This window comes from Comamonas testosteroni ATCC 11996 (assembly GCF_000241525.1).
GTDB lineage: Bacteria > Pseudomonadota > Gammaproteobacteria > Burkholderiales > Burkholderiaceae_C > Comamonas > Comamonas testosteroni.
The window spans coordinates 236,074-256,857 of record NZ_AHIL01000043.1; the positions used below are offsets into that span (position 1 = coordinate 236,074).

Annotated in this window: 12 protein-coding genes; 4 read left to right on the forward strand and 8 right to left on the reverse strand. The window is 60.8% G+C overall.

What is annotated here, in order from left to right; translation table 11 throughout:
* Window positions 1-25: 25 nt before the first annotated feature.
* Entirely contained in the window at window positions 26-391 is a 366-nt protein-coding gene (gene clpS, locus CTATCC11996_RS19555; RefSeq protein ID WP_034349666.1) for an ATP-dependent Clp protease adapter ClpS, read from the reverse strand.
* Window positions 392-589: 198 nt separating this feature from the next.
* Window positions 590-4,123: a DNA polymerase III subunit alpha gene (dnaE, locus tag CTATCC11996_RS19560; RefSeq protein WP_003079529.1), complete on the reverse strand. Its 3,534-nt coding sequence runs from the start codon at window positions 4,121-4,123 to the stop codon at window positions 590-592.
* Window positions 4,124-4,363: 240 nt separating this feature from the next.
* Here dnaE and CTATCC11996_RS19565 point away from each other — a divergent pair, with 240 nt between their 5' ends.
* Window positions 4,364-5,155 carry an outer membrane protein assembly factor BamD gene (locus CTATCC11996_RS19565; protein ID WP_003079531.1) on the forward strand — a complete coding sequence of 264 codons (792 nt, stop codon included), beginning with the start codon at window positions 4,364-4,366 and terminating at the stop codon, window positions 5,153-5,155.
* A gap of 56 nt (window positions 5,156-5,211) precedes the next feature.
* Here CTATCC11996_RS19565 and CTATCC11996_RS19570 read toward each other — a convergent pair whose 3' ends face one another.
* Complete coding sequence (locus CTATCC11996_RS19570; RefSeq protein ID WP_042438009.1) at window positions 5,212-7,290, reverse strand: DNA repair helicase YoaA; 2,079 nt, start codon at window positions 7,288-7,290, stop codon at window positions 5,212-5,214.
* A 136-nt stretch (window positions 7,291-7,426) separates the two neighbouring features.
* Here CTATCC11996_RS19570 and CTATCC11996_RS19575 point away from each other — a divergent pair, with 136 nt between their 5' ends.
* On the forward strand, window positions 7,427-8,200 hold the full coding sequence (locus CTATCC11996_RS19575; protein ID WP_003079534.1) for a PP2C family protein-serine/threonine phosphatase: 774 nt from the start codon (window positions 7,427-7,429) through the stop codon (window positions 8,198-8,200).
* A gap of 107 nt (window positions 8,201-8,307) precedes the next feature.
* On the opposite strand, the gene CTATCC11996_RS19580 is transcribed toward CTATCC11996_RS19575, so the two are convergent.
* From CTATCC11996_RS19580 to CTATCC11996_RS19600, 5 genes are all read right to left on the reverse strand, one after another.
* A complete protein-coding gene (locus tag CTATCC11996_RS19580) occupies window positions 8,308-9,069 on the reverse strand; it encodes a hypothetical protein (protein ID WP_003079535.1) in 762 nt (253 codons plus the stop codon).
* 67 nt (window positions 9,070-9,136) lie between these two features.
* Window positions 9,137-10,234: a cell division protein ZapE gene (gene zapE, locus CTATCC11996_RS19585; protein ID WP_003079537.1), complete on the reverse strand. Its 1,098-nt coding sequence runs from the start codon at window positions 10,232-10,234 to the stop codon at window positions 9,137-9,139.
* 152 nt (window positions 10,235-10,386) lie between these two features.
* Entirely contained in the window at window positions 10,387-11,814 is a 1,428-nt protein-coding gene (gene lpdA, locus CTATCC11996_RS19590; protein WP_003079540.1) for a dihydrolipoyl dehydrogenase, read from the reverse strand.
* An 81-nt stretch (window positions 11,815-11,895) separates the two neighbouring features.
* The gene (gene odhB / locus CTATCC11996_RS19595) at window positions 11,896-13,137 is read right to left on the reverse strand and encodes a 2-oxoglutarate dehydrogenase complex dihydrolipoyllysine-residue succinyltransferase (RefSeq protein ID WP_003079542.1); all 1,242 of its coding nucleotides are present in this window, start codon (window positions 13,135-13,137) and stop codon (window positions 11,896-11,898) included.
* Between the two features lie 63 nt (window positions 13,138-13,200).
* Window positions 13,201-16,080, reverse strand: a complete 2,880-nt coding sequence (locus CTATCC11996_RS19600) for a 2-oxoglutarate dehydrogenase E1 component (protein WP_003055529.1) — start codon at window positions 16,078-16,080, stop codon at window positions 13,201-13,203.
* A gap of 220 nt (window positions 16,081-16,300) precedes the next feature.
* On the opposite strand from CTATCC11996_RS19600, the gene CTATCC11996_RS19605 reads away from it, so the two are divergent.
* A complete protein-coding gene (locus CTATCC11996_RS19605) occupies window positions 16,301-17,476 on the forward strand; it encodes an AI-2E family transporter (RefSeq protein WP_034349669.1) in 1,176 nt (391 codons plus the stop codon).
* A gap of 233 nt (window positions 17,477-17,709) precedes the next feature.
* Window positions 17,710-20,775: a formate dehydrogenase-N subunit alpha gene (fdnG, locus tag CTATCC11996_RS19615; protein ID WP_138983868.1), complete on the forward strand. Its 3,066-nt coding sequence runs from the start codon at window positions 17,710-17,712 to the stop codon at window positions 20,773-20,775.
* The last annotated feature ends 9 nt before the right edge of the window (window positions 20,776-20,784 follow it).

The following is a 20,784-nucleotide window of genomic DNA, read 5'->3' on the forward strand; positions in this document are numbered from 1 at the left end:
TAACTAATCTGAGGGCGGACTGCGCTTATTCAACAGGCTCGAATGTGGCCTGCAACGGATGGCCCGCTTTCTGGGCCGCCTGCAGCACCTGCTCGACCTTGGTCGCCGCCACATCCTGACTGTAGACGCCGCAGACGCCACGGCCGTCCAAATGAATCTTGAGCATGATCTGCGTGGCCGATTCTCGGTCCTTGCCGAACAGCTCCTGCAGCACGGCAATCACGAACTCCATGGGCGTGAAGTCGTCGTTGAGCATCACCACCTGATACATGCGTGGCGGCTGCAGCCGCTGGCGGCGCCTTTCAAGCACCAAGGAATCTCCATCGTCAGGCGTTCTGATCGCTGGCGAGACCGGGGGAATTGATGGGAGTTGGGTAGCCATGAAATCCATTCTAGCGAGCCGTTGCAATGTTTTTGCGCTGGCATATGCATAGCATTGTTAGGGATTTCAAGGCGACTGGAATCAAATTTGGCAAAACCAAGGGAAATCCATGGAAATCCCTTACCCAGCAAGCGCCCTGCGCTATCAAAAAATCAGGCTCTTATCCGACATTCGAGTGCAGGCAGCTTGCAAGGGCTGCCATGCTGTCTATTCATAGACCACTTTGACCTGACCCGCAGCTGCCGAGCCATACCAGGCGGCCAGTGCGGCATCCGAGGGATAGAAGCGACTGCTCTCGCCCAGCGCCAGCTCGCAACTGGCCGAGCCGCGCTCGTCGCGGCAGATCAGGTCCAGGCGCACTTTCACGCCATGGTTGATATTGCCGCTCTCGGTTTCCTCGACCTTGGCCGGGAACTGGCGCAGCAGCGCCGGCACATCGGGCATCTTCTCCCCGACGCTGACCTGCAGATAGCGCGCAAAACGGCAGCGTGCATCGGCCAGGCTCCACATCTGCTGCACCTTCATGCGCAGGCCGCCGCTGAAGCGGTCGGGCTGAAGACGGCCCGAAACCACGACAAACTCGTCCTCCTTGAGCACTTCGGCGCAAGCTGCCATGGTTTTTTCGTCGACGGAAGCTTCGATCACCGCCGATTTGTCGTCCAGCGTGAAGATGCTGAGCTTGCCGCGCTGGCCGTTGATGGTGCGCAGACCGCCGATGATGCCGGCCATGGTCTGCGGCTCGCGGCTGTCGCGCATCTCGCCGATCGGGGTGCGCACGAAACGGCGCACTTCGGCCTCGACCTCGTCGAACAGATGGCCTGTCAGATAGAAGCCGATGGCCGTTTTTTCCAGCGTCAGCTTTTCCTTGACGCCCCAGGGCAGCACATCGGCCATGGGCGGCTCCGCCGTGCTCGAGCCCAGCGCGTCATCGCCCATCATGTCGAACAGACCACCCTGATCGGCGTTGGCAATCGAGGTGGCAGCAAAGCCGAAGGCCGTGTCCAGCGTCGCCATCAGCGAGGCGCGGTTCATGTCTATCGTGTCAAAGGCACCGCCCTTGATCAGCGCTTCCACCGTCCGCTTGTTGATGCGGCTGCGATCCACACGCAGGCAGAAGTCGAACAGGCTCTTGAACGGCCCCTTCTCGTGGCCGTTGGGGCCTGTGCCCTCGCCGTTGCGCGCAGCCACAATGGCTTCAATGGCCGCCTGCCCTGTCCCCTTGATGGCTCCAAGGCCATAGCGTATGACCTTGTCGGTCACCGGCTCGAAGCGGTGCACGCCGCGGTTCACATCGGGCATCTCGAAAGTGATGCCCATCTTGAGCGCGTCCTCGTACAACACCTTGAGCTTGTCGGTGTTGTCCATTTCCACGGTCATATTGCCGCAGTAGAACTCGGCCGTGTAGTGCACCTTGAGCCAGCCCGTGTGATAGGCCAGCAGGGAGTAGGCTGCCGCGTGCGACTTGTTGAAGCCGTAGCCTGCGAACTTCTCCATCAGGTCGAAGACCTCGTCGGCCTTTTCCTCGCTCAGTCCGTTCTTGGCCGCACCCTCGCGGAAGATGCCCCGGTGCTTGACCATCTCCTCGACTTTTTTCTTGCCCATGGCCCGGCGCAGCAAGTCGGCGCCGCCCAGCGAGTAGCCGCCCAGCACCTGGGCGGTCTGCATCACCTGCTCCTGGTAGACCATGATGCCGTAGGTTTCGGCCAGCACCGACTCGACCAGCGGATGCGGGTACTCCACGACTTCCTGCCCGTGCTTGCGGGCAATGAAGGTGGGAATCAGGTCCATGGGGCCGGGACGGTAGAGGGCGTTCAGGGCGATCAGGTCTTCCAGGCGTGAGGGCTTGGCCTCCTTGAGCATCTGCTGCATGCCGCGCGATTCAAACTGGAAGACTGCTTCGGTCTTGCCGTCGGAGAACAGCTTGTAGGTCGGGTAGTCGTCCAGCGGAATGTTCTCGAATTGGAAGTTCTCCTGGCCCTTGTGGCGCTTCATGATGAATTCGCGCGCGATCTCCAGGATCGTCAGCGTGGCCAGACCCAAGAAGTCGAACTTCACCAGGCCCACGGCTTCCACGTCGTCCTTGTCGTACATGGCCACGGCCGAGGTACTGCCTGGCTGCTGGTAGAGCGGGCAGAAATCGGCCAGGCGGCCCGGCGCAATCACCACGCCGCCGGCGTGCATGCCGATGTTTCGCGTCATGCCCTCCAGGCTCTGCGCCATCTCGATCAGGGTCTTGACGTCCTCCTCGCGCTCGATGCGCTCGGCCAGAATCGGCTCTTCCTTGATGGCGTAGGTGTATTTGTCGCCTTCCTTGGGCGGATTGGGCGGGTACTTGAGCGTGACATGCAGGCCGGGCTTGTTCGGGATCAGCTTGGAGATGCCGTCGCAGAAGGTGTAGCTCATGTCCAGCACGCGGCCCACGTCGCGGATGGCCGCACGCGCGGCCATGGTGCCGAAGGTGGCGATCTGGCTGACGGCGTCGCGGCCGTAGCGGTCCTTGACATAGTCGATCACGCGATCGCGGTTCTGCTGGCAGAAGTCCACGTCAAAGTCGGGCATGGACACGCGCTCGGGGTTCAGGAAACGCTCGAACAGCAGGTTGTATTCCAGCGGATCGAGATCGGTCACCTTGAGCACATAGGCCACCAGTGAGCCGGCACCCGAGCCACGGCCCGGCCCCACCGGGCAGCCATTGGCCTTGGCCCACTTGATAAAGTCCGACACGATGAGGAAGTAGCCCGGAAAGCCCATCTTCATGATGGTGCCCAGCTCGAACTCCAGCCGCTCCACATAGCGCGCACGCTGGGCGTCGCGCTTGGCCGCATCGGGATAGAGGTGGACCAGGCGCTCCTCCAGCCCCTGGTAGGACTCATGACGGAAGAACTCGTCCATGGTCATGCCATCGGGCACGGGAAAGTTGGGCAGTTGCGGGTTGCCCAGCTCCAGCGTCAGGCTGCAGCGGCGGGCAATTTCCACCGTGTTCTCGATCGCGCTCGGAATATCGGCAAACAGTTGCTCCATCTCGGCAGCGGTCTTGAAATACTGGTCGCGCGTGAACTTGCGCACCCGCTTGGCATTGCCCAGGATCTCGCCTTCGGCGATGCAGACACGGGCCTCGTGCGCCTCGTAATCGTCGGGCTTGGCATACTGGATCGGGTGGGTCGCGACCACCGGCAGATTCAGACGGCTGGCCAGCTTCACGGCCGCCAGCACATGCGACTCGTCATCGGAGCGGCCTGCACGCTGCAGCTCGATGTAGAAGCGGTGCGGGAACATGGTGGCCAGGCGCTGGGCGATCTCGGCCGCGCCTTTTTCGTCGCCACGCGTCAGCGCAATGCCCACGGGTCCGGCCTGCGCGCCGGACAGCACGATCAGGCCCTCGCCCAGCTCCTGCAACCATTCCCACTTGTGCTGTGCCTGGTCGCGCACCACATTGCGCGTCCAGCCGCGTGCCAGCAGCTCGGCAATATTGTGGTAGCCCTGCCTGCTCTGCACAAGAACGATGATCCGCGAAGGCGGCGCATCGCCCAGCCCTTCGAGCACGATCTCGGCGCCCAGCAGAGGCTTGACGCCCTTGCCGCGACCTTCGCGGTAGAACTTGATACCGCCAAACAGATTGTTGAAGTCGGTAATGGCCATCGCCACCTGCCCGTCTTCGGCAGCGGCCTTGATCATGGCATTGACGCGGGTGGTTCCGTCGACGACGGAGAATTCGGTGTGCAGGCGCAGATGGACAAACATGGCCGCTATTGTAGGAAGAGCGCTTCGTCCCTGCGGACTCAATGCCTCTAGATTCGCTGTGGCCGTAGCGTAAAGACGCCAGCAACTCGCCGGCGCGATCCAGCGGCCCATTACAATGCGTCGATCCTTTTTCAGGAAGGTTTAGGCCTGGTGGTGTATGGTGTAGGTTTTGCGCCTTGCCGCCAGATGCGACGGGCCTGCCTCCTATTACCGCTAATGATTGTCAGAAAACTGTCCACCATGCCGCGTATTTCACTGACTCTAGTCCCTGCCGTGTTAATCGCCGCCACGCTGGCGGGATGCTCCAGCACCAAGGACGACCCGACGGCCAAGTGGACACCCGAGCGCATCTATACCGAGGCGCGCGACGAATCTTCCTCGGGTGCCTATGACAAGGCCGTGCCGCTGTTTGAAAAGCTCGAAGGCCGTGCCGCCGGCACACCTCTGGCCCAGCAGGCCCAGCTGGAAAAAGCCTACGCCCAGTACAAGGCCGGCGAAAAAGTGCAGGCTCTGGCCACGCTGGACCGTTTCACCAAGCTGCACCCTGCCAGCCCCGCCATGGACTATGCCCTCTACCTCAAGGGCCTGGTCAACTTCAATGACAACCTGGGCATGTTTGGCTGGCTGACCCGCCAGGATCTGTCCGAGCGCGACCAGAAAGCCGCCAAGGATTCGTTTGAGTCCTTCCGCGAACTGGTGACCCGCTTTCCAGATTCCAAGTACTCCGATGATGCCCGCCAGCGCATGCAGTACATCGTGAACTCGTTGGCCCAGTACGAAGTCCATGTCGCCAGGTATTACTACAGCCGAGGCGCCTATGTGGCGGCCATTGCCCGTGCGCAGACTGCCATCAGGGACTACCAGAACGTGCCCTCGGTGCGCGAAGCCATGGTGATCCTCGTCAAATCCTATGACGCCCTGGGCATGACTCAGCTGCGTGACGATGCCCAGCGCGTGCTGGACAGCAGCTATGGCGCCAACGCCGAGCAAAACGTAGAGAAGAAAAAAGAATCCTGGTGGAAGCTCTGGTAAGCAGCGTTTGCCACCCAAGAGACAAAAGGATGCGCCGAGCGCATCCTTTTTCATTTCTACGTCTCTGAATCCTGCGTCGGCGTCTGCTCGCCGTCACGTTTGACGTGTTGCACCGTCAACTGCTCCAGCGCCGCCTCGAACTCCGGCTGACTGCCCAGCACGCGCATGGGAGGCAACGCCGACATCAACTCCGCTCCATAGCCCATCGTCATCAAGCGACTGTCGCAGATGACCAGCACGCCACGATCGGCTTCACTACGGATCAGGCGTCCGGCCCCTTGCTTGAGGGCCAGGGCCGCCTCGGGCAGCATGTAATCATGAAACGCCCCTCTCCCCACGCTCTCCAGCAGTCGCGAACGGGCTTCAACCAGGGGATCGTCAGGTGGCGGAAACGGAAGCTTGTCGATCACCACCAGCTGCAGCATATCGCCGGGCAGGTCCACCCCCTCCCAGAAAGTGGCGGAAGCCACCAGAACAGCTCCTCGCCCAGCGACTGCCCCGGCGGCCATAAAGCGCTGAATCAAGGCCAGCTTGGGTGCCTCGCCCTGTACCAGCACATCCAGATCTGCAAACAGGCCCAGGCTGCTGCGCAGCGATGCGCTGATCGCATGCAGGGCCTTGAGGGTGGTAGTGAGCACCAGGGTGCGCCCACCTATGCGCTGCGCTGCATCCAGCACCAGTTGGGCGACCTGCTGGCTGTGCTGCGCGCTGCCTGCCGCAGCAAAGGGCTGGGGCACATAGACACCGGCTTGCCGATGGTAGTCAAACGGGCTTTCCACCTGTAGCACCTGTGCGCCGCGCAGGCCGCAGGATTCGACAAACCAGCTCAGCTGGGCGTCATTGCCCAATGTGGCCGAGGTGAAAACCCAGGCCTTCTTCCTTGAAGGATCGACCTCCCCGCCCTCATCCGAGCCGGCATCCTCCAGCGAGCGCTGAAGCAGCCGCTGCTGCATGATGCGGGCAATCGACAGCGGAGACTCCAGCATGCGCAGATACTGCGCACCGACCTCCAGCCAGCGCACGCATTCATCATCTGCAGGTGCAGCAAAGCGTGCCAGTCGCGCGAGCAACTCTGCGCCGCGCTCATACAGACGCTGCAACTCGGCCCCTGCCCCCCCCAGGCTTGAGAGTGGAATCAACAGGGCACGCAGGCTCTGCCCCAGCCGCACCAGTGCCGCACGCCATTTCACCGCATCCAGTCCCTGCGGGGTCACTGCTTGCCACGCAAGCCGCCCTCCGACCGGAGGCTTGCCTGCCTGCAGGCGCAGCTCACGCATGGCCTGCTCCAGCGTGGCGCAGAGCACCAGCCAGTCGGCCATGCCGCGTGCATGCTCCTGCGTCAGCCGAAGGGCATCACGTGCGTACCCCACCAACTGCTGACTGGACAGAGCCTCGCCCGCAAACTGCACGCCGATGTCGTTGAGCTGATGGGCTTCATCGATCACCACCACACCGGTGCTGGGCAAAAGATGGGCCATGCCGCTGTCGCGCACATCGAGATCAGCAAACAGCAGGTGATGGTTGACCACCACCACGTCGGCCTCCAACGCCTGCTGACGCGCCTGATTGACATGGCAGTCCTGCCAGTGCGGGCAGTCAGACCCCAAGCAATTGTCCTTGGTGGAGCTCACCAAGGGCATCACAGGGGAGCGCTCATCCAGCGCTGTCAGCTCGGCAAGGTCGCCGGTACGCGTGACCCTGGCCCAGCGCTCCACATCCGCCACGGCGCGCAGCACCTGCGGATCCTGGGGAGCCGTGCGGCCCTGGCGCACACGCTCCAGCCGCTCCATACACAGATAGGAAGAGCGCCCCTTGAGCCTGGCCATGCGAAGTGGCAGGCCCAGGCCATGAACCAGGCGCGGAAGATCACGGGCAAACAGCTGGTCCTGCAGCGCCTTGGTGGCCGTAGACACCAGCACGCGCTGGCCGCTGAGCAAGGCAGGCACCAGATAAGCGTAGGTCTTGCCAACACCCGTGCCTGCCTCCACCACCAGCACCCCGCCCTCCTCTATGGCCTGAGCCACCGCCAACGCCATGCGGGTCTGGCCTGGGCGCGGCGTGAATGCGGGCTCAGCCAGCGAGAGCGCACCTTGCTGCGCAAACACCTGCGCGACCGCCTCCTGCAAATGAGTCAAAACCGTTTCACCTTCCAACAAGCCAAGTCAGCCCAAGCTCACATAAGATCGCAAATATTCGCCGAAGCCCAGCCTCCGGTCGATAAAATGTAACGCAACGTTAAATCTCGCTCTGCGAGCGCACTCGCACATACTCATGTCATCCAGCTACCGCATTCAGGCGGCCACCGGCATCCATCGCGGTGACCGAGAATACCAGCAGGACCAGGTTCTGCTCATGGCGCACCCCTATGCCAAGGGCTGCATTCTCGGCGTGGTAGCCGATGGCATGGGCGGGCGCAGCGGCGGGAGAAAGGCATCTGACCAGGTCATGCTGACGGCCCGCCAGCTTTTCGAGCGCTTTGAGCCCGCCAAGGAAGACTGCACACGCATGCTGCGCACCATTGTGCAAGATGCCCACACAGTCATTCGCCTTACCGCCATAGCAGCGGAACAGGAGCCCCACAGCACCATCGCGGTCTTCGTGGTGCTGCCCGACAATCGCTGCCACTTCATGCACTCCGGCGATTCACGGCTCTACCATTTTCGCGGCGCCGCCCTGGTGCACCGCACGCTCGATCATTCCTATGTACAGGCACTGGTTGACCGCGGCGAGCTCACCGAAGCCGAGGCGCAATACCACCCACAGTCCAATATCTTGCTGGGCTGCCTGGGTGCCGAGCCGCCGCCGCCCATGAGCCACCACATGATTGAGAAACTGCTGCCAGGCGACAGCCTGATGGCCTGCTCGGACGGCCTGTGGCATTACTTCACCGCGCAGGAGCTGGGCACTGTGCTCGACGGCCTGTCGCCACGCGAAGCCTCTCAATTTCTGATTGAAAAAGCCAGGCGGCGCGCGGCTGGAGGTGGTGACAACCTCTCGCTGGCAATACTCAAGCTGGATACCTCAGCCGCAGCAGCAAGCGCCTGAAGAGTTATCAGTCCAGACAAGACATCTTCAAACGCCTTGGAAACGCGCGCTTGCAGCAATGCTTTCGGTAGCACCCTGCTGTTGAGCACTATCGATCCTCGAATGCATCAGGGAGCAGGCGCTGGCAGCGGCGCTGCAGTCTGACCGCGCTCCTTGGCCTGCTGCATAGCCCTGGCTTTGTGCTCGGCTGCAGCCTTCAGCTTGGCCTCATGATCTGCCCGGGCCTTGGCTTCACGCTCGGCCCGCCCCTGATCGGCCTGGGCACGGTTTTGCTCGTGACGGCGCACATAGTCGGCCTGCTTGCTGGCACGCTGCTGGGCCTCGGTCTGGCGCTGGGCCTGCGCCGCCTGCTCGTCAACCGCAGGTTTGGCACCCGGGCCAGTGGGCTGCGGCAAGCTCTTGCCGTTCTTCTCGCGTTGCTGCGACTTCATGGGCACGGCAGCATTTTCGGCCTTTTTCTCTTCGATGGCCTGCAGCTTGGCCGCCGCCTTTTCCTTGCGCTCCGCATCGTTGATTTCCAGCTCGCGCGCGCGCAGTGGCTCATCTTTTTCACGTGCCGCCTTGCGGGCATCGGCCAGACAGCCTTCCACGGCAAACTTCTGATAGCAGAGTTTTTCATCAGCCACGCGCTGCTGCTCGATGACGGCGCGCTTGCTGAGAATCTCGTCGCGCTCGGCTTCGCGCTGCTGAAGCAGATGCTGGCGCGCCTTGTCGGCAACCTCCTTCTGCGCCTGCTTGTCGCTCTGCTGCGCCGAATCCGCCTTTACCTGGGCCATGGCCGGCGCGCAAGCCAGCCAGACGGCGGCCAGAGGCGCCAGTGCAAAGCCTGCAATGCGGCGGCGGATCAGCTGGGCAAGGATAGTGGGCATCGTCATCAACTCAGAACTCGAAGTACAGGCTGGCATCTTAAAGCCGCAGGCAGCTGCCCGCAGGCGATCAGGTCAAGCTGGTGTCGACCACGCGGCGCTCAAGCGCCAGATATTCCTTGGAGCGCATCTCGTTGAGGCGCGAGACGGTGCGCGGGAACTCGTGGGACAGAGGACCTTCGGTATAGATCTTCTCGGGCGGCACGGCTGCCGACACAATGAGCTTGACATGGCGATCGTAGAGCACGTCCACCAGCAGCGTGAAGCGCCGCGCGGCCGAAGCCATGTTCACATGCAGCTCGGGCACATCGGACAACAAGATGGTGTGAAACTGCGTGGCAATTTCAAGATAGTCGTTCTGCGAGCGAGGGCCGCCGCAGAGTTCGCGAAAGTCAAACCACACGACGCCGCCGGCTCGGCGCTTGGCCGCAATCTTGCGGGTCTCGATCTGCATCACCGGTTCTTCGTCATGGGCTTCGGCCAGGCGATCGAAGGTCTCCTGCATCGCGGCATCGGCCTCCGGACCCAGCGGGCAGTGATAGAGCTTGGCATCTTCGAGAGTGCGGCGGCGATAGTCAGTGCCGTTGTCCACATTCACCACTTCCATGCGCTCCTTGAGCAAGGCAATCGCAGGCAGGATCCGGTCGCGGTGCAAACCACCGGGATAGAGCCCGTCTGGCTCGAAGTTGGAGGTCGTCACAAAGCCCACGCCGTTGGCAAACAGCGACTCGAGCAGCTTGTAGAGAATCATGGCGTCGGTGATGTCGGCGACATGAAACTCGTCAAAACAGATCAGCTTGTACTTCTTGGCGATCTTGGCGCCGAGGGCATCGAGCGGATTCTGCGTGCCTTGCATGAGATGCATCTCGCGGTGCACTTCGCGCATGAATTCGTGAAAGTGCAGACGCACCTTGCGCTTGAGGGGCACGGCGTTGAAGAAGCACTCCATCAGAAAGCTCTTGCCGCGCCCCACCCCGCCGTACATATAGACGCCCTTGGGCAGATCGGGGTGATTGATCAGTTTCTTGAGAGCATTGGAGCGCTTGCCCTTGTACGCGGCCCACTCGTCAGCGCAGCGCTGCAACGCATCGACTGCACGCAACTGCGCGGGATCGCTTTTGAAACCCTTGGCGGCCAGCTCCGCCTCGTAGGCTTGTCTTACATTCACCGTCTTGTCTCCAGATGCTCAAAAAACAATAGCTGCTACCGCTTATGCACTAAGCGTTAGCAGCCATTTTGTTCTGAATTCTAAAAGAAACTCAGCCTGCGCGCGGGCACTTCACAGCCATGTCAAAACCTGCGCGCAAGACTGAAAAAAACTTAGAAGTTCAGGGTGCGCTTGTCCACAGCCAGAGCCGCTTCCTTGGTGGATTCGGACAGCGAGGGGTGAGCGTGGCAGATACGGGCGATATCTTCGCTCGATGCCTTGAACTCCATGGCCACCACGGCTTCGGAAATCAGCTCGGACACCATGGGACCCACCATGTGCACGCCCAGGATCTCGTCAGTCTCGGCATCGGCCAGGAACTTGACCATGCCGGTCGTGTCACCCAGTGCGCGCGCGCGGCCGTTGGCCAGGAAGGGGAAGGAACCCGCCTTGTACTTGACGCCTTCAGCCTTGAGCTGCTGCTCGGTGCGGCCCACCCATGCCACTTCGGGGCTGGTGTAGATCACCGAAGGCAGGGTGGCGAAGTTCACATGGCCGTGCTGGCCGGCAATGCGCTCGGCCACGGCCACGGCCTCTTCCTCAGCCTTGTGCGCCAGCATGGGGCCGCGCACCACGTCGCCCACGGCCCACACGCCGGGCAGATTGGTCTTGCACAGATCGTCCACCACGATGGCGCCGCGCTCGTCCAGGGCCAGGCCCACAGCTTCGGCGTTCAGGCCGATGGTGTTGGCAGTACGGCCGATCGAAACGATCAGCTTGTCCACTTCCAGCGTCTGGGCTTCGCCCTTGGCATTGGTGTAGGCAACGGTCACGCCCTTCTTGCCGGACTTGACTTCACCGATCTTCACGCCCAGCTCGATCTTCAGACCTTGCTTGTCGAACGCCTTCTTGGCTTCCTTGGCGATCTGCTCGTCCACCACTGGCAGGAACTTGTCCATGCCTTCGAGCACGGTCACTTCCGTACCCAGACGGCGCCAGACCGAGCCCATTTCCAGGCCGATCACGCCAGCGCCGATCAGGCCCAGCTTCTTGGGAGCCTTGCCCAGGCTCAGGGCGCCGTCGTTGGACAGGATGTTCTCTTCGTCGAAAGCCACGCCGGGCAGAGCACGGGCGTTGGAGCCGGTGGCCACCACGATCTGCTTGCCGGTGATGACTTCCTCTTCCTTGCCGGCAACCTTGATTTCATAGCCGCCTTCGGCAGCCTTGACGAAGGAGCCGCGGCCGTGGAAGAAAGTAACCTTGTTCTTCTTGAACAGGTACAGGATGCCGTCGTTGTTCTGCTTCACGATCGCTTCCTTGCGGGCGATCATCTTGGCCACGTCCATCTCGACTTTGCCGGTGGAGATGCCATGGTCGGCAAAGTGCAGCTTGGCATGCTCGAAATGCTCGGAAGACTGCAGCAGCGCCTTGGAGGGAATACAGCCCACGTTGGTGCAGGTGCCGCCAGGAGCAGCGCCGCCAGCGGCGTTCTTCCACTCGTCGATACAGGCGACGTTGAAACCCAGTTGTGCCGCGCGGATGGCAGCGATGTAGCCGCCGGGGCCTGCGCCGATCACGACGACGTCAAATTGCTTGCTCATGATTTGAATCTTTTCTCTGTTTAACTCGAAAAAAGCCCACCGCTTTTGGTGGTGGGCTTTGTAGAAGCTCGATCTGCTGAATTACAGATCAAACAGGAGGCGAGAAGGATCTTCCAGCGCGTCCTTCATGGCCACCAGGCTCAGCACGGCTTCGCGGCCGTCGATGATGCGGTGGTCATAGGACATGGCCAGGTAGTTCATGGGACGGATCACGATCTGACCGTTCTCGACCACGGCGCGATCCTTGGTGGCGTGCACGCCCAGAATGGCGGATTGAGGGGGGTTGATGATGGGGGTGGACATCATCGAGCCGAAGGTGCCGCCATTGGAGATGGAGAAGGTACCGCCGGTCATTTCTTCAATGCCCAGCTTGCCTTCCTTGGCCTTCTGACCGAATTCGACAATCTTCTTTTCGATGTCGGCGAAGCTCATCTGGTCTGCATTGCGCAGGATGGGCACCACCAGGCCGCGAGGCGAGCTCACAGCGATACCGATGTCGAAGTAGCCGTGGTAGACGATGTCGTTGCCGTCAATGGAGGCGTTCACTGCGGGGAACTTCTTCAGGGCATGCACTGCAGCCTTGACGAAGAAGGACATGAAGCCCAGCTTCACGCCATGTTCCTTGGTGAACTGGTCCTGGAACTTCTTGCGCAGTTCCATCACAGGAGCCATGTTCACTTCGTTGAACGTGGTCAGGATGGCATTGGTCGCCTGGGATTGCAGCAGACGCTCGGCAATACGGGCGCGCAGACGTGTCATGGGCACGCGCTGCTCGGGACGGTCGCCCAGGTTTTCCTTGGTCACGGGAGCTGCCACCTGAGGCAGAGCTGCCTTGGGAGCGCCGGTGGGGATGGCTGCGCCGGCCTTGATGGCACCCAGAGCATCACCCTTGGTCACGCGACCGTCCTTGCCTGTGCCAGCCACGTTGGCAGCGGACAGGTTGTTGTCGGCCAGGATCTTAGCAGCAGCAGGCATGGCCACACCGCTCTTGTCGGCGCCGGCAGGAGCAGCGGCCACGGGGGCAGCAGCAGGAGTCGCAGCAGCAGCGGGGGCGGCAGCAGGAGCAGCGGCACCGGCGACGGCTTCGGAGTCGATCTTGGCGATCACTTGCTCGGCAGCCACGGTTGCGCCGTCGCCTTGCAGGATTTCGGTGATCACGCCAGCCGAAGGAGCGGGCACTTCCAGCACGACCTTGTCAGTTTCGATTTCGATGAGGATTTCATCGATGGCCACTGCCTCGCCGACCTTTTTCTTCCAGGTCAGCATGGTGGCTTCAGTGATGGATTCGGACAGCTGGGGGACTTTAACTTCAACGATTGCCATTTTGAATTCTTTCCAAAGATGTTTCTTGTGCCCCCTGTCCTCGGACAGGGGGTGTCGCCTGTATTACTTGGTCAGGACAAAGCCCTTGAGCTTGGCGAATGCGCCTTCCACCAGTGCCTTTTGTTGCTCTTGGTGCAGATGTGCGTAGCCAACGGCGGGCGAAGCGGACGCAGCGCGACCGGAGTAGCCCAGCTTCTGGCCTTCACGCATGTTCTCGTGGATGTTGTGCTGGATGAAGAACCAGGCACCCTGGTTCTGAGGCTCATCCTGGCACCACACGATGTCAGTAGCGTTGGCGTACTTCTTCACTTCGGCGGCGAACGCCTTGTGGGGGAAGGGATACAGCTGCTCGACGCGGATGATGGCGACGTCCTTGGATTCCTTCTCGGCACGCTTCTTGACCAGATCGTAGTACACCTTGCCCGAGCAGGCGATGATGCGCTTGACCTTGGCAGCGTTCTTGACGATGGTTTCGTCCTGCTCGGGGATCACGGTCTGGAAGCCACCAGAGGTGAACTCGGACAGGGGCGACGTGGCGTCCTTGTTACGCAGCAGCGACTTGGGAGTCATGATGACCAGCGGCTTGCGCAGGCCGCGAACCATCTGGCGACGCAGCACGTGGAAGATCTGGCTGGCCGTTGTGGGCTGCACGATCTGCATATTGGTGTCGGCAGCCAGCTGCATGAAGCGCTCCAGACGCGCCGAGCTGTGCTCGGGGCCCTGGCCTTCATAGCCGTGAGGCAGCATCAGTGTCAGGCCGTTGACACGACCCCACTTCACTTCACCGGATGCGATGAACTGGTCGATCACCACCTGGGCGCCGTTGGCGAAGTCGCCGAACTGGGCTTCCCACACCACCAGGGTATTGGGATCGTTCGATGCATAGCCGTATTCAAAGCCCAGCACAGCCTCTTCGGACAGGATGGAGTCGATCACGACGAACGGAGCCTGATTCTCGGCAGCGTTCTGCAGAGGAATATATGTGCCCTCGTCCCACTTTTCACGCTTCTGGTCATGAACCACGGCGTGACGGTGCGTGAAGGTGCCGCGACCCGAGTCTTCACCCGACAGACGCACGGGATAGCCCGAAGCGACCAGGGAGCCGAAGGCCATGGTTTCACCCATGCCCCAGTCCACGTTCACATCGCCGCGGCCCATGGCTGCGCGATCGTCATACACCTTCTTGACCAGAGCATGAGGGTTCACGCTGGCAGGCAGAGTCGTGATCTTCTCGGCCAGGCGCTTCCACTCGGTCAAGGGAATAGCTGTGTCGCCAGCGTCGGTCCAGGTCTTGCCCACGAAGGGGCTCCAGTCCACAGCGTACTTGCTCTTGAAGTTGGTCAGCACCACGTCCTGGGTGTGACGACCTTCGTCCATGGCGGCGCGATAGGCCTTGACCATGTCGTCGCCCAGCGTGTCGCCCAGGCCTTGCGTGGCCAGCTTGTCTGCGTACAGCTTGCGCGTGCCGGGGTGGGCAGCGATCTTCTTGTACATCAGAGGCTGTGTCAGTGCAGGTGTGTCCTGCTCGTTGTGACCCAGCTTGCGGAAGCAGATGATGTCGACCACCACGTCCTTAGAGAACTCCATACGGAATTCCAGCGCCAGCTGCATGGCCAGGCACACGGCTTCTGGATCATCGCCATTCACGTGCAGCACGGGCGACTCGATCATCTTGACGATGTCGGTGCAATACAGCGTGGAGCGCAGATCGCGGGGATCAGAGGTGGTGAAACCGATCTGGTTGTTGATGATGATGTGAACCGTACCTCCGGTGGTGTAGCCACGGGTTTCGGACAGCGCCAGGGTTTCCTGGTTCACGCCCTGGCCGGCGAAGGCTGCGTCACCGTGCACCAACACGGGCAGCACTTGCTTGCCCATGGGGTCGTCGCGACGATCCATGCGCGAGCGCACCGAACCTTCGACTACGGGGTTGACGATTTCCAGGTGCGAGGGGTTGAAGGCCAGCGACAGGTGAACGGGGCCGCCCTTGGCAGACACGTCGGAGCTGAAGCCCTGGTGATACTTCACGTCACCGGCAGGCAGATCTTCGGGAGCGGTGTGGTCAAACTCGGCAAACAGATCCTTGGGCGCCTTGCCCAGGGTATTGACCAGCACGTTCAGACGGCCGCGGTGAGCCATGCCGATCACGACTTCCTGCACGCCCTTGGCGCTGGCGGAGTTGATCAGCTCGTCCATGGCGGCGATGAAGGACTCGCCACCTTCCAGCGAGAAGCGCTTCTGGCCCACATACTTGGTGTGCAGATAACGCTCCAGGCCTTCAGCAGCGGTCAGGCGGTCAAGGATGCGCTTTTTCTCGTCGGCGTTGAAGACGGGCTTGGAACGAATCGATTCCAGGCGTTGCTGCCACCAGCGCTTTTGATTCTGATTGGTGGCATACATGTACTCGGCGCCCAGGGTGCCGCAGTAGGTTTCGCGCAGAGCATTCATCAGCTCGCGCAAAGTCATGCTTTCCTTGCCGAAGAAAGTGTTGCTGGTGTTGAACACCACTTCCTGGTCGGCGTCGGTGAAGCCGTAGAAGGAAGGCTCCAGCTCGGGAATTTCGGGGCGCTCGGTGCGCTTCAGGGGATCCAGATCGGCCCAGCGTTGACCCACGTTGCGGTAGGCAGCAATCAGCTGCTGCACGGCCGTGCGCTTGCGACCCAGCTCGGAGTCAGCGCCGGAAGCCACCACCACCTTGGTGCCGCCCTGCTTTGCACGCTCGGCAAAAGCATTGATCACGGGCAGGTGAGGAACGTCCTTGTTGTCGGTGCCGTCCACTGCAGGCACATGCTGCAGTGCATCGAAGTATTCACGCCAGGAATCGGGGACGCTACCGGGGTTGGCCAGGTAGTTCTCGTACATCTCTTCGACATAGGGCGCATTGCCGCCGAACAGATAGGTGTTGCCTTGATAGGCTTGATAGATCGTTGACTGATCGCTCATATCTCGCTGACCTCCGCTTTCCTTCGGAAAGCATTAGCTGGTTTGTGGAACCTCCCGCGACACGGCTGTACCGATTGGCGGATGCGACTGTGGCTGGGGAAGGGCCTTGAGTTGCGGCAGCCATTGTGCCACTGTTCAAAGTCTTGGTCTTATAAAAGACAAGATGTTTACACCCCTGGGAGTCGCTTACATTGCGGGAACTCCATAAACAAGGATTCGCATGCCGCTTTTGCCGCTTCACAAACGTGCATTCATTCTTCTTTTAATAGCAGTAACCGCAGGATTCGGCTTGGTTCTCGAGGAATATGCCGTAGCCATCTTCTGGGGTGTGGTGTTTGCCATCGTCTTCGCCCCCCTGCACCGCAAGCTGCTGATGCGCATGCCCAACAAGCCCACGCTGGCCGCGTTGGCAACCTTGCTAATTAGTCTGGTAATGGTCATTTTGCCGCTGTCTCTGATAGGGCTGTCGCTCATCAAGGAGACCTCGGCCATCTATGACCAGGTCAGCAGCGGCAACCTGTCCGCTGGCAGCTATGTGGAGCAAGTCTTCAATGCCCTTCCCTCCTGGCTGACGCCATGGATGGAAAAGCTGCACCTGGGCACTCTGGAGGAAATCCAGGCCAAACTCTCCAACATCGCGCTGCAGGCCAGCAAGCTCGCGGCTACCAAGGCCGTGGGACTGGGACAGAACACCCTGGGCTTTGTCGTGGGCTTCGGCGTCATGCTCTACCTGATCTTTTTTCTGCTGCGCGACGGCAAGGAGTTGGTCGCACGCATCTGGGCAGCCACGCCTCTCGCGCCCGAACACAAGCGCGAGCTGGCCATCAAGTTCATTACTGTCATCCGCGCCACAGTCAAGGGCAATCTGGCCGTTGCAGCCGCCCAGGGCGCGCTGGGGGGACTGATTTTCTGGATTCTGGGCATTCAGGGCGCAGTACTCTGGGCTGTGGTCATGGCTTTTCTGTCGCTGCTGCCCGCAGTGGGGGCGGGCCTGGTCTGGGGGCCGGTGGCTATCTACTTTCTGGCCACGGGCGCTGTCACCAAAGGCCTGATCCTTGCCGCTTATGGCGTACTGGTCATCGGCCTGGTGGACAACGTGCTGCGCCCCCTGCTGGTCGGCAAGGACACCAAGATGCCTGACTATGTGGTGCTGATCTCCACCCTGGGGGGCATGGCCTTGTTCGGTCTTTCGGGCTTTGTGCTCGGTCCGGCGATCGCCGCCCTGTTCATGGCGGCCTGGGAGTTGTTTGCCACCATGCAGGAGCAGGAGGAGAAGCTGCTGAATCAGAAAATCGCGCAAAAACGCACAACAACCGATTCGCAACAGCCTGCAGCAGACCTTGCCTCCACCGTCGCCCCCCTTCCTACCGAAACACGGAAAAGCGACACAGATTAGGAATTTTCTGTTCAATTCGGCCTGCCGACCGATGGCTTTTCGAGCTGAAAGTTGATAGGTTGAGAGGCGTAGGTTGAAAGCTATCGCCGCCATTAAGAAAAACAAAAACGAAACATAAAACTCAAAGTCGCTCAACGTTACTCAAGAATTAAGGGTTTGTAACTGCTATCAAAAATGAGGGGGGTCGTAAAATTTGCTTTCACATAAGCGTTCATACGAAAAGGTACCCCACAATGGACCAATTCTCCAGACGCCAGTTCATGAAAGTGACTGGTTCGACTCTGGCGGGTTCAAGCTTGGCGCTGATGGGCTTCTCACCCACAGCCGCCCTTGCTGAGGTGCGACAGTACAAACTGTCAGCCACCACCGTAACCCGTCAAACCTGCACCTACTGCTCGGTAGGTTGCGGCATCCTCATGTACTCCCTGGGCGACGGCGGGAAAAACTCCCGCCTGTCCGTGATGCACGTGGAAGGCGACCCGGATCATCCGGTCAATCGCGGCACGCTGTGCCCCAAGGGTGCATCGCTGCTGGACTTTGTCCACAGCCCCAGCCGTCTCAAGTACCCCGAATACCGCGCCCCCGGCTCGTCCGAGTGGAAGCGCATGTCCTGGGACGAGGCACTGAACCGCATCGCTAAGCTGCTCAAGGAAGACCGCGACGCCAATTTCGTTGAAACCAACGAAAAAGGTCAGAAGGTCAACCGCTGGCTGACCACCGGCATGCTGGCCGCTTCGGCCTCCAGCAACGAAGCCGGCTACATCACGCACAAAGTGGCCCGTTCCTGGGGCCTTCTTGCACTCGACAACCAAGCACGTGTCTGACACGGCCCGACGGTGGCAGGTCTTGCCCCGACGTTTGGCCGTGGAGCGATGACGAACCATTGGGTCGACATCAAGAACGCGGACGTTATTTTGATCATGGGCGGTAATGCCGCCGAAGCACACCCCTGCGGCTTCAAGTGGGTGACCGAAGCGAAGGAGCACAACAAGGCTCACTTCATGGTGGTCGATCCGCGCTTCAACCGCTCGGCATCCGTGGCTGACTTCTATGCGCCGATCCGTTCCGGCTCGGACATCGTCTTCCTCGGTGGCGTGATCAATTACCTGCTGACAAACGACAGAATCCACCACGAGTATGTGAAGAACTACACGGACTTCTCATTCATCGTGCGCGAGGACTTTGCGTTCGACGAAGGTATTTTCTCCGGCTACAACCCCGAAAAACGCACGTACGACAAGGCCTCCTGGGACTATGAGCTCGGTGAAGATGGCTTTGTGAAGGTCGATCCCACGCTGGAACACCCTCGCTGCGTCTATCAGTGGCTCAAGAAGCACTACGCCGGCTATACGCCCGAGAAGGTGGAATCCATCTGCGGCACACCCAAGGAAAAATTCCTGCACGTGTGCGAGAAGCTTGCTTCGACCGCCGAAGCCGGCCGTGTTGCCACCATCATGTACGCCCTGGGCTGGACTCAGCACACCACTGGTGCGCAGATCCTGCGTACCGGCGCCATGATCCAGCTGCTGCTGGGAAATATCGGTATCGCCGGCGGCGGCATGAACGCGCTGCGCGGCCACTCCAACATCCAGGGCCTGACGGACCTGGGCATCCTGTCTGCTTCGCTTCCCGGGTACCTGACGCTGCCAAACGAAGCCGAACAGGACTACAACCAGTACATCGCCACCCGCACGCCCAAGCTGCTGCGCCCTGGCCAGATGAATTACTGGTCGAACACGCCCAAGTTCCATGTCAGCCTGATGAAGGCGTGGTGGGGAGCGGCCGCAACTGCTGAAAACAACTGGGCGTTCGACTATCTGCCCAAGTTGGACAAGCAGTACGACATGCTGCAGATCTTCGAGATGATGACGCAGGGCAAGGTCAACGGCTATATCGCTCAAGGCTTCAACCCCTTGGCGGCTCTGGCCAACAGCAACAGCGTGCGCGAAGGTCTCAAGAAGCTGAAGTTCCTGGTCATCATGGATCCGCTGGTCACAGAAACTTCCGAGTTCTGGAAGAACCACGGCGAATTCAACGACGTGGACTCCGCTTCCATCCAGACCGAAGTGTTCCGCCTGCCAACCACCTGCTTCGCCGAAGAAGATGGCGCAGTGGTCAGCTCCTCGCGCGTGCTGCAGTGGCACTGGAAGGCTGCAGAGCCCCCAGGAGAGGCCAAGACCGACATTGCCATCATGTCCGGTCTGCACCTGCGCCTGAAGGCTCTCTACCAGAAGGACGGCGGCAAGTTCTCCGACCCCATCACCAATCTGTACTGGCCTTATGCCGAAGCCGATCACCCCTCCTCCGAGGAAGTGGCCAAGGAATACAACGGTCGTGCGCTGGTGGATCTGTTCGACCCCAAGGACCCCACCAAGCTCATCCGCAAGGCCGGCGAGCAACTGGCGGGCTTCGGCGAAATGCGCGATGACGGCACCACCCTGGGCGGCTGCTGGATCTGGGCTGGCAGCTGGACCTCGTCCGGCAACCAGATGGCGCGCCGCGACAACAGCGACCCGACAGGCATAGGCAACACGCTGAACTGGGCCTGGGCCTGGCCTGCCAACCGCCGTGTGCTGTACAACCGCGCATCCTGCGACCGCCAGGGCAAGCCCTTCAACCCCGAACGCGTGCTGATCAAGTGGAACGGCAAGCAATGGGGCGGCGCGGACGTGCCGGACGTCGCCGTGGGCCTGGATCCTGAGGTGATCAACCCCTTCATCATGAACCCCGAAGGGGTGGCTCGCCTGTTTGCCCGCAAGGGTATGGCAGAAGGTCCGTTCCCCACGCATTACGAGGCGTTTGACAACCCGCTGGGCTACAACCCCATGTATCCCAACAACAAGTTGGCCGTCATCAGCCCCGTGATACGCATCCTGGAAACCGCCAAGGGCACCCAGGGCGATCCCAAGGACTACCCGCACGTGGGTACGACCTACCGCCTGACCGAGCACTTCCACTACTGGACCAAGCACGTTCAGCTGAACAACATCGTTCAGCCCGAGCAGTTCGTGGAAATCGGCGAGGCACTGGGCAAGGAACTGGGCATAGAGACCGGCCAGAAGGTCAAGGTTTCGTCCAAGCGCGGTTTCGTGAAGGCGGTTGCCGTGGTGACCAAGCGCATCAAGCCCATGAAGATCGATGGCAAGACCATCCATCACGTGGGTGTGCCTATTCACTGGGGCTTCTCCACAACGGGACGCAAGGGCTATCTGGCGAACAACCTGACAGCCTCCGTGGGTGACGGTAACAGCTTGACCCCTGAATCCAAGACCTTCCTCGTGAAGGTGGAAAAGATCTAAGGAGCCACG

Excerpts from the sequence above, each read along its gene's own strand:
- clpS (WP_034349666.1), bottom strand. The coding sequence starts at position 391 with ATGGATTTCATGGCTACCCAACTCCCATCAATTCCCCCGGTCTCGCCA.
- CTATCC11996_RS19605 (WP_034349669.1), top strand. The coding sequence starts at position 16,301 with ATGCCGCTTTTGCCGCTTCACAAACGTGCATTCATTCTTCTTTTAATA.
- dnaE (WP_003079529.1), bottom strand. The coding sequence starts at position 4,123 with ATGTTTGTCCATCTGCGCCTGCACACCGAATTCTCCGTCGTCGACGGA.
- CTATCC11996_RS19580 (WP_003079535.1), bottom strand. The coding sequence starts at position 9,069 with ATGCCCACTATCCTTGCCCAGCTGATCCGCCGCCGCATTGCAGGCTTT.
- CTATCC11996_RS19575 (WP_003079534.1), top strand. The coding sequence starts at position 7,427 with ATGTCATCCAGCTACCGCATTCAGGCGGCCACCGGCATCCATCGCGGT.
- CTATCC11996_RS19565 (WP_003079531.1), top strand. The coding sequence starts at position 4,364 with ATGCCGCGTATTTCACTGACTCTAGTCCCTGCCGTGTTAATCGCCGCC.
- lpdA (WP_003079540.1), bottom strand. The coding sequence starts at position 11,814 with ATGAGCAAGCAATTTGACGTCGTCGTGATCGGCGCAGGCCCCGGCGGC.
- odhB (WP_003079542.1), bottom strand. The coding sequence starts at position 13,137 with ATGGCAATCGTTGAAGTTAAAGTCCCCCAGCTGTCCGAATCCATCACT.
- CTATCC11996_RS19600 (WP_003055529.1), bottom strand. The coding sequence starts at position 16,080 with ATGAGCGATCAGTCAACGATCTATCAAGCCTATCAAGGCAACACCTAT.